The 6,862-nt window shown below is 59.1% G+C and carries 10 protein-coding genes; 5 read left to right on the top strand and 5 right to left on the bottom strand.

All coding sequences use genetic code 11. The features are described from left to right. Both I6F36_RS36915 and I6F36_RS36910 read right to left on the bottom strand, forming a co-directional pair. Positions 1-145, bottom strand: a 145-nt coding sequence (locus I6F36_RS36915; protein WP_225172381.1) for a twin-arginine translocation signal domain-containing protein, incomplete at its 3' end; no start/stop codon positions are given. An 812-nt stretch (positions 146-957) separates the two neighbouring features. Next, entirely contained in the window at positions 958-1,155 is a 198-nt protein-coding gene (locus I6F36_RS36910) for a hypothetical protein (RefSeq protein WP_225173158.1), read from the bottom strand. A 408-nt stretch (positions 1,156-1,563) separates the two neighbouring features. Here I6F36_RS36910 and I6F36_RS36905 point away from each other — a divergent pair, with 408 nt between their 5' ends. The 5 genes from I6F36_RS36905 (at position 1,564) to I6F36_RS36885 (ending at position 3,664) form a co-directional block, all read left to right on the top strand. After that, positions 1,564-1,941 carry a hypothetical protein gene (locus tag I6F36_RS36905; protein WP_225173157.1) on the top strand — a complete coding sequence of 126 codons (378 nt, stop codon included), beginning with the start codon at positions 1,564-1,566 and terminating at the stop codon, positions 1,939-1,941. Further along, a complete protein-coding gene (locus tag I6F36_RS36900; protein ID WP_225173156.1) occupies positions 1,901-2,248 on the top strand; it encodes a PilZ domain-containing protein in 348 nt (115 codons plus the stop codon). Before I6F36_RS36905 ends, I6F36_RS36900 begins: the two co-directional genes overlap by 41 nt. Continuing rightward, positions 2,238-2,444 (top strand): hypothetical protein, encoded by a 207-nt coding sequence (locus I6F36_RS36895; RefSeq protein WP_225173155.1) that lies wholly within the window; start codon positions 2,238-2,240, stop codon positions 2,442-2,444. The genes I6F36_RS36900 and I6F36_RS36895 overlap by 11 nt, the downstream gene beginning before the upstream one ends. A 717-nt stretch (positions 2,445-3,161) precedes the next feature. After that, positions 3,162-3,338 carry a hypothetical protein gene (locus I6F36_RS36890; protein ID WP_225173154.1) on the top strand — a complete coding sequence of 59 codons (177 nt, stop codon included), beginning with the start codon at positions 3,162-3,164 and terminating at the stop codon, positions 3,336-3,338. 68 nt (positions 3,339-3,406) lie between these two features. Next, positions 3,407-3,664, top strand: coding sequence for a hypothetical protein (locus I6F36_RS36885; protein WP_225173153.1), 258 nt, complete (start codon positions 3,407-3,409; stop codon positions 3,662-3,664). 269 nt (positions 3,665-3,933) lie between these two features. On the opposite strand, the gene I6F36_RS36880 is transcribed toward I6F36_RS36885, so the two are convergent. From I6F36_RS36880 to I6F36_RS36870, 3 genes are all read right to left on the bottom strand, one after another. Next, complete coding sequence (locus I6F36_RS36880) at positions 3,934-4,506, bottom strand: TetR/AcrR family transcriptional regulator (protein ID WP_225173152.1); 573 nt, start codon at positions 4,504-4,506, stop codon at positions 3,934-3,936. A gap of 25 nt (positions 4,507-4,531) precedes the next feature. Further along, complete coding sequence (locus I6F36_RS36875) at positions 4,532-5,023, bottom strand: DUF302 domain-containing protein (RefSeq protein ID WP_225173151.1); 492 nt, start codon at positions 5,021-5,023, stop codon at positions 4,532-4,534. 65 nt (positions 5,024-5,088) lie between these two features. Then, positions 5,089-6,543: an amidase family protein gene (locus I6F36_RS36870; protein WP_225173150.1), complete on the bottom strand. Its 1,455-nt coding sequence runs from the start codon at positions 6,541-6,543 to the stop codon at positions 5,089-5,091. Positions 6,544-6,862: the final 319 nt, after the last annotated feature.

Here is a 6,862-nt window from a genome sequence, read left to right as displayed (position 1 = left end):
CGGACATACCCGGCGGAGACGCAAGCACGGCGGCGCCAACTGCGATGCCGGCCCCGCCGAGGAGCGAGCGGCGAGTGACCGCCGTGGTCGGCAGGGTCGGCGATGCCAGGTCATATTCAGTCGAAATGGTGGGGTGGTCAGCCATGGAGATCTCCTCCCTTGCAGGCACGCTCTGGGGCCCGCGTTTCAGATTCCAAGCATCCGGGCGCGCCTTGCGCGCACCCGCGTTGGAATGCGAATGCTGAAGGACCGGCGAAAAAGGAAGTCGGTTTTTCGAGTGCAACGCTGCCGATGGCACGACTGCTGTCCGTTCAGTCCCGCGAGGAATTCGGCATTCCCGCCTGCGACGACAGCTATTTAAAGAGTATACGATCTCGTGCGTCCGGAAAAGACGCCTGAATCTTTGGACGACTTCCGCTTAGGGCCAAAACGCGAAGAACTCAGATCGAGCAAATCTGGTTCGCTCTGGCTCAACGAGCGGACTTGCGACCGCCGAGGCGCAACTTCGCCGATGGGCCAACATCGGAAGTCATGAAATGAGAGAGAACGCGGGTTAGTCCAGTAGCCGTCATAGCCGGGGCTATAGAATGCTCGCAGCCAGGATCGCGCGGGCGTCTTGCAGAGACGCCTATCCCGCTTGGCGAGCTGACGACGAACGCGATCTTCGCGGATTTTGATTGAAGCCATGACAATGGATTTCCTTTCTCGAAGGAACTTTCCACTGTTGTGGCGATCCCGCTAGCTCGCTTGGGGGTTGGCGAGGGGCGAGGGCAACCTTGGTTGCGCGCACAATCCAGCTAGATCGCCTTCGATCGCTCGTCTAGGCTCGTCGTCAGAAACCTATGGACCCTCAGGGTTCGCCTGTTCATCAGGCCAGCCTCGGCCAGCGCGCGGCCGACGAGCCATTACGAACCCGGCGACCGACAGCCCGCGCATCGCTGCCCTGCTCGACTTAGATCACATTTGGTCCTTGGTAACCCGCAAGCTGCGAACGTAATAGCCCTGTCTTTGAACGGCTGACTTGATCTCGTCGCTGACTTTGAGAACTCGTTTTCTGCTCTTGCGCCACTTATTCTGGGAGTAAACTGCTGGTATCGCAGAGCCTGTGCTTAGAACGAGAAAACCGCGCTTCTCATTGCGATAGACATCAAACACTTTTCGCCCCCCGCTAATCGTATTGAAGAAAGCACGAAATATGTTTCAGTCATTCTGAGCGCTCAGCTTACCACCTCGAACGGCTATGCGGGTTGCAAACGTGCAACGCTCAGCGACTTCTGCTTCACCGCACGGCTAGCCCGGAGTATTCGATCATTGTGCCCGCCGAATTTCGATCCGCTCTCGATGCAACCTGCGTACTACGATACCGGTTGCTCGCAACTTGCTAACTTTTTTTCAACCGCTTTGAGTTAAATCTTTGAACACAGACTTCTACGGTCGATAGGCGTGGCCGTTCTTACTACCGCAATGTTTGCCCGAGTGGGCCTGTTTTTGTACTCGCGTATACCTGTATTTTCATTGCGATACCTTTCGGCACTGCCGCCGAACCAAATAGAGATTACGACGATGTCGTCGGTGCTTAAATTTCGCCAGCCGCACAACGCGAGCTCCAAGACGTCCCGCTCGCGCCAGAAACTGCCTGACATTCTCGCCAACATCGCCGCTCTGTTGTCGCGAGTTCAAGCTCTCGAAATTCAGACAATAGAGGACGCTCGTCAGGCGGTCTTCATTCTTGAACTCGCGAATGGCTGCATCCGGTTGATCGTCGGACAGACCTCGCTGAATGAGATGACCAGAAGCACTCTACTGGCTCAGTCGGCGCGGATCGATCTGCTGATTGCAGAGACGCGCAGGGAGGCGGCCTGTTTATTTGAATTCACTAATTTGAGATCGTGGATTGCAGATGACAGAGGACAATCGAAAGGCGCGCCGCGTTCGCTTTGAACACAAACACATCGTGAGCATCATGGGTGTTGATGGCACGTGGAGAAGAAGCTGCCTTCTCGTTGACGCCTCTGCTAGCGGCGCCAAGCTTGAGGTCGAGGGCTCAACGGACCCCCTGAAGGCACAGGAATTCTTCCTGGTTCTGTCGTCCACCGGACTGGCATTTCGGCGCTGCGAGCTGGTTTGGGTGGACGGGTCTCACGTCGGAGTTCAATTCGTCACAGCAAGGACGAAGGCGAAGGCAAGCCTTCAGAAGCGTCATATCGGCTCACGAAGAGACGGGTTCGGATTGCAAAATGAGCGCTGAGCAGGATGACAGGCTTGTTGTCGGCAGTCGTTTCAAGATGAGCGAGCTGGGAATTGTTCAGTTCCCAGAGTTCGCCCACAAGACCGGCACCATTGTTGAAACAAGTATTCGCAGCCCCGGCGTGACCGTGCTGTTCGATGGCGCGGTGATACCGACCGTCTTAGACCGAAGCTACATATCTCCTCTCTCGACGTGACGATCGTCCGAGAAGCTTCTCCGACTTTTTGCAGGTCGCGCTCACCATGAAAACACCGAAGCCAAAGCAATGGGCCGAGCAGGAGGTTCGTCGATTGATCACGCTGGCTCGGCAGGGAGTTGGCACAGCGAGGATAGCCGCCGAACTTGGCCGCCACGCCGGATCGGTGAGGCGCATGGCACGAACGTTGGGACTGCTTCTGAAGAAGTAGCCCCGAGCGACCTTAAGCGCAGCGCCGGCTATCCTAGCCCAAAGCCTCGGCCCATCTCCCGCGCAAGCTTGAGCGCGGCGTCGGTATGGCGGCCATAGAAGAACGCTCGATCAAGCTGCGAAAAGATGCCCATTCCAAATAGCGCGATGGCAATGCCTCTAAACATGGCTGTAAACCGTATTGAACGACGGGTGCGAAAGTTCAAAACGGCCCCAGCCGCAGGACTGGGGTAAACAGCCGGGGCCGGCATTCCCATTCCAATGTGCCGCAATCGGCGGTAATCGGCACGCTCTTAGCAAGCCACACGAAAGCTAATGAACTGTTTCGAAGGACCCGAATTCAGCGAGGCGCCTGATCTCACACCGCGCGCTTCGCAACGCAACATAGGGCCAGCGGTCCGTAATCGTACGGAGCCAACACGAGCAGCCGTGCGGTTGCACCTCCTGCATCTATGGCGTCTACTTCAGCTCGATTTTATGACTATCCATTTCGGACCAAGACTGCCCATGAGCGTTAAAGCCATGATGGCGACAATCCTCCACAATCGACTGACCTTGCGCGGCGTGCATTCCCTCACGCCATCTGACTACGAAGAGATTGTAGAACACATGCTCGAACAGCTCAGAGAGCTGGAGCTTAGCTTGGCCGCTCGCGAACTGGATGGCAGGCAAGAGCCGAAGTAGCCTCATAATGAAGCCAAGTCACCCACTTGGTTGGTCAGCTACGGCGACTCAATGTATCTCTCGCCACTATGAAATACACATCTGCTCGCCCCTTAGCCGACCCCGAAACGGCCGCCCGCAAGCTGGTCGAGATCGCCAGCGGCATTCAACCCGTGCAGGACGGACGCGTCTTCATCGAGCTGATCAATGTGCCTTTCCTGAAACAGGGCGGCACGGGCGAACAATTCAGCGTCGCAGTTGCGTTGGCGCAGGAGCGCGGCTGGTTGGAGCTGCATGAGAGCGGCACGTATTTGCGGCTACCGGGGCAAACAGAAGCATTTGGTTAAGTGAGAGCCGCTGTCGCGGCTGTACTGCCAATCACCACGAAAGCGGGCCGCCCCAGCGGATCGCCGATTTGGGCCTATTCACGCGCTTGATTTGGGCCGCTCTACATGTCCGCTCACCGCTCAATGGCAGCAGACATGGTTGAAGGTCGCCTACGGGGGCCAGAAGGAGACATTGCCGGCGGTCAACTAGTGGGCGTCCGGAGTGTTGGCTCGTTCCGGCGGTGTGACAAATCTTCCCGCACCGCTGCATCGTTCCTAACTTAGCAAGATCAAACTCTCGCCAACTGCAGCGCGGCCTCAACGCCGCCTTCCAGGATCTGCTCTGCCTGGATGGTGTCGGGGACGGCCCGCGCGAACTGGAGGGTGCCCACCATGAGACCGAAGATGGCGGTCGCGCGACGGCGGCTCGCTGCAGAGTCGGCACCCGGGAGTAGTGCAGCCAGCGACGAAACGTAGCTTCGCAGCGCTTTCTCGTAGTCCTGGCGAGTGGACAGGGGCTGGCGGGCGACTTCCGGGAGCAACGCCGCCGAAGGGCACCCGTTCGCCGGATCTTCGAGGTGAGCGCGGTTGAGGTATCTCCGGATCGCCCCCTCAAGGGCTAGGCCCGTCCGCCGATCCTCATCGAGGCGATGTTGTTGGTCGTTGAGCGCGCTCGCCAGCGCCTCGCGAACGAGTGCGTCTTTAGACTCGAAGTGCGGAGAGAATGCGCCTTTGGTCAGACCGGCCTCGCCCATGATCCCGGCGATCCCGGCGGCGGAGATACCGTCTTGGCGTATGCACTTCGAGGCTACATCGATGATATGTCGTCGCGTCGCTGCCTTGTGTCCTTTCTCGAAACGCATCTTCTCTCCACTCCATCAATATCCGTTAAGCTGCGGCCGCTTCCAATAGGGCCTGGAGGTCGCGATCAAGTTGCTGGGCAACTGCATTCACATGTTCGCTGCCAAACTGACTGAACAGGGATGCCGGCCGATCATATTCAAACGCGACACCGCCATCTTCATCCTCGCGCAGAAGGACGCGAATGGGTGCATAGAGCCCCGCCGACAATCGATGGCGGGTCATCTTGGATGCGGTGAGCGGATTTCCGATATCAAATTGGATGGATCGGCGTGTCAGCCCAGCAACAGCTAGGAGCGCGCCGTGGTCACGCTGCCCGAAAATAGTGAGCGGCGGACATGCCTCCAACTCTCGAAGCGCGCGCTCACTTTCACCGTATCGCAAGAGAGTGAATATCCCGTCATCGATGCGTGGCGCCAAGGTCGCGAGCTTGGCTCGAACGTCCTTGAAGGGCTTTGTTGAGCGGATGGTAACGTGCTCGACCGGAATGGCACGCGTTGAGTGCAGTGCATTGGACATCTGGTGATCCTCTAATCTTTGTCGCTGTCTGCAGGACCCCTTCGCCCCGCGAAGCAACAACGACACTAGGTTGAACCGGACTTGGCACCCAAGATGCCTTCGATACCGCGGGCAAGGTTGAGAAGCCGCTGATCACTTCTTAGGGGGCCATCCAGTTCGAGCCCAATCGGCAGCCCGGCGCGAGACAGGCCGACAGGAAGGCTGATACCGGGCAGTCCCACGCTGCTTGCCGACACGGTGTGGTTCGCCAGAGCGAGGTAGCTGACGTCCTGCCCCGCGATGTGGACGGTCGCCTGTTCCCCGATCGAAGGCGCCGTGCAGGGCGTGGTCGGTTGCAGAATGGCCAACGCCCCATGAGCGACGAACGCCGTGTCGAGGCGACGCTGAATTTCCGGCCGACTCACGTTGAGCGCCACCTGATAGGCCTCTGCGGAGGTAGCACCTGCACCACCTGGCAATACGATGTGCTCCCACGCCTGCCGAAGCTGAGGCTTAAGGCTTTCGTAAATGGCCTCAAACGTAGTCGGAAGCGCGTGGCGCCGAAGAAACTCCGAAATCGCGCCCATCGTCTCATGAGCGAAGATGCCCCATGTCGCCGTTTGGACGAGGGAATTGAAGTCGTGGCCAAGGTCCATTTCCACGACCTCGGCGCCGGCGTCCTGCAGTTGCCGCACCACCGCACGGAATCGGGACTCGACTTCGGGGTCAACCAGATCCAGGAACTGTCGCGGGGCGAAGGCAAGCCGGGCTCCCTTCAAGCCGTAGTCGCCCTCTGGGGACTCCGCAGCCTGTTCGCCAGTCACGACGTCGTCAACCAGAATGCAGTCCTCAACGCTTCGGGCAAATACGCCCGTCGTGTCGAGTGTATGGGAGATCGGAGCAACACCGTTGCGCGGCCAACGCCCCGTGGTTGGCTTGAAGCCCACGACTCCACAGAACGATGCGGGCACCCGGATGGACCCCACGGTGTCACCGCCCAAGGACGCGGGAACGAGTCCAGCAGCCACGGATGCGGCGGAGCCGCTTGAGGAGCCCCCTGACATGTGATCCCGCGCGTGCGGATTCTTCACCTGACCATAACGTGCGTTGTGACCGGTCAAGCCGTAAGACATCTCGACAAGATTGTTCTTGCCGAAGATCAACGCGCCCGCCTCCCTAATGGCCCGGACAGCGTCGGCATCTTCGCGCGGCACAAAATGAGCCAGACTTTCGATTCCCAGACTAGTGGGTAGCCCTTTCGTCAAATAACTGTCCTTCACCCCAAGCGGCATGCCAAGGAGCGGGGCCGCCGATCCGGCCGCACGCAACTTGTCTGCGGCCCTCGCGGCCGCCAGCACCTCCGCCTCGTCGATGGTGATGAAGGCGTTCAGTTCGGCAAGCGCTCGGGCGCGCTGCAAAAGGGCCGCGGTGTAGGCCTCGGAGGTGATGTCGCCCTTGCGAACCGCTGCTGCAGCGGCTGCGAGCCCAAGCGAGCTCACATCTGCGGTTTGTCGTGATGAGGCAGTGGTCGTGTCGTCCATGAAATCCTCGCCAGGAGCTGTTTGGCGGCACCCGGCCGCCGCTCAAGAGCGGTCCAGCTCAATGCCATTACGGTCATAATATAAAATGACGAGCGTAATTCAATGAAGATAGCGACTTGCTAGGGACACAAGCGCGTGAAGTGCCGATGGACGATTGCGGGCAATGATTGGTTTAGCGACTTCTGCATTGGGTCAAAAGCTGCCCGTGCAACGGCCTGCGGTACAGGTCCGCTAATGATGTAGGCCCGGGGGTGTCCCCTCGCGCGGGCTTTGTCATGCCCGCGCTAGCACTCCGCCTTCGGCCCCGGATGCACGCTTG

The organism is Bradyrhizobium sp. BRP19 (assembly GCF_020194195.1).
Lineage (GTDB): Bacteria > Pseudomonadota > Alphaproteobacteria > Rhizobiales > Xanthobacteraceae > Bradyrhizobium > Bradyrhizobium yuanmingense.
This window is presented reverse-complemented; position numbering and strand designations above follow the sequence as displayed.

Bases quoted from the DNA above. Each gene is read 5' to 3' on its own strand.
- I6F36_RS36875 (WP_225173151.1), bottom strand. From the start codon at position 5,023: ATGTCCAATGCACTGCACTCAACGCGTGCCATTCCGGTCGAGCACGTT.
- I6F36_RS36895 (WP_225173155.1), top strand. From the start codon at position 2,238: ATGAGCGCTGAGCAGGATGACAGGCTTGTTGTCGGCAGTCGTTTCAAG.
- I6F36_RS36880 (WP_225173152.1), bottom strand. From the start codon at position 4,506: ATGCGTTTCGAGAAAGGACACAAGGCAGCGACGCGACGACATATCATC.
- I6F36_RS36890 (WP_225173154.1), top strand. From the start codon at position 3,162: ATGAGCGTTAAAGCCATGATGGCGACAATCCTCCACAATCGACTGACC.
- I6F36_RS36905 (WP_225173157.1), top strand. From the start codon at position 1,564: ATGTCGTCGGTGCTTAAATTTCGCCAGCCGCACAACGCGAGCTCCAAG.
- I6F36_RS36885 (WP_225173153.1), top strand. From the start codon at position 3,407: ATGAAATACACATCTGCTCGCCCCTTAGCCGACCCCGAAACGGCCGCC.
- I6F36_RS36870 (WP_225173150.1), bottom strand. From the start codon at position 6,543: ATGGACGACACGACCACTGCCTCATCACGACAAACCGCAGATGTGAGC.
- I6F36_RS36900 (WP_225173156.1), top strand. From the start codon at position 1,901: ATGACAGAGGACAATCGAAAGGCGCGCCGCGTTCGCTTTGAACACAAA.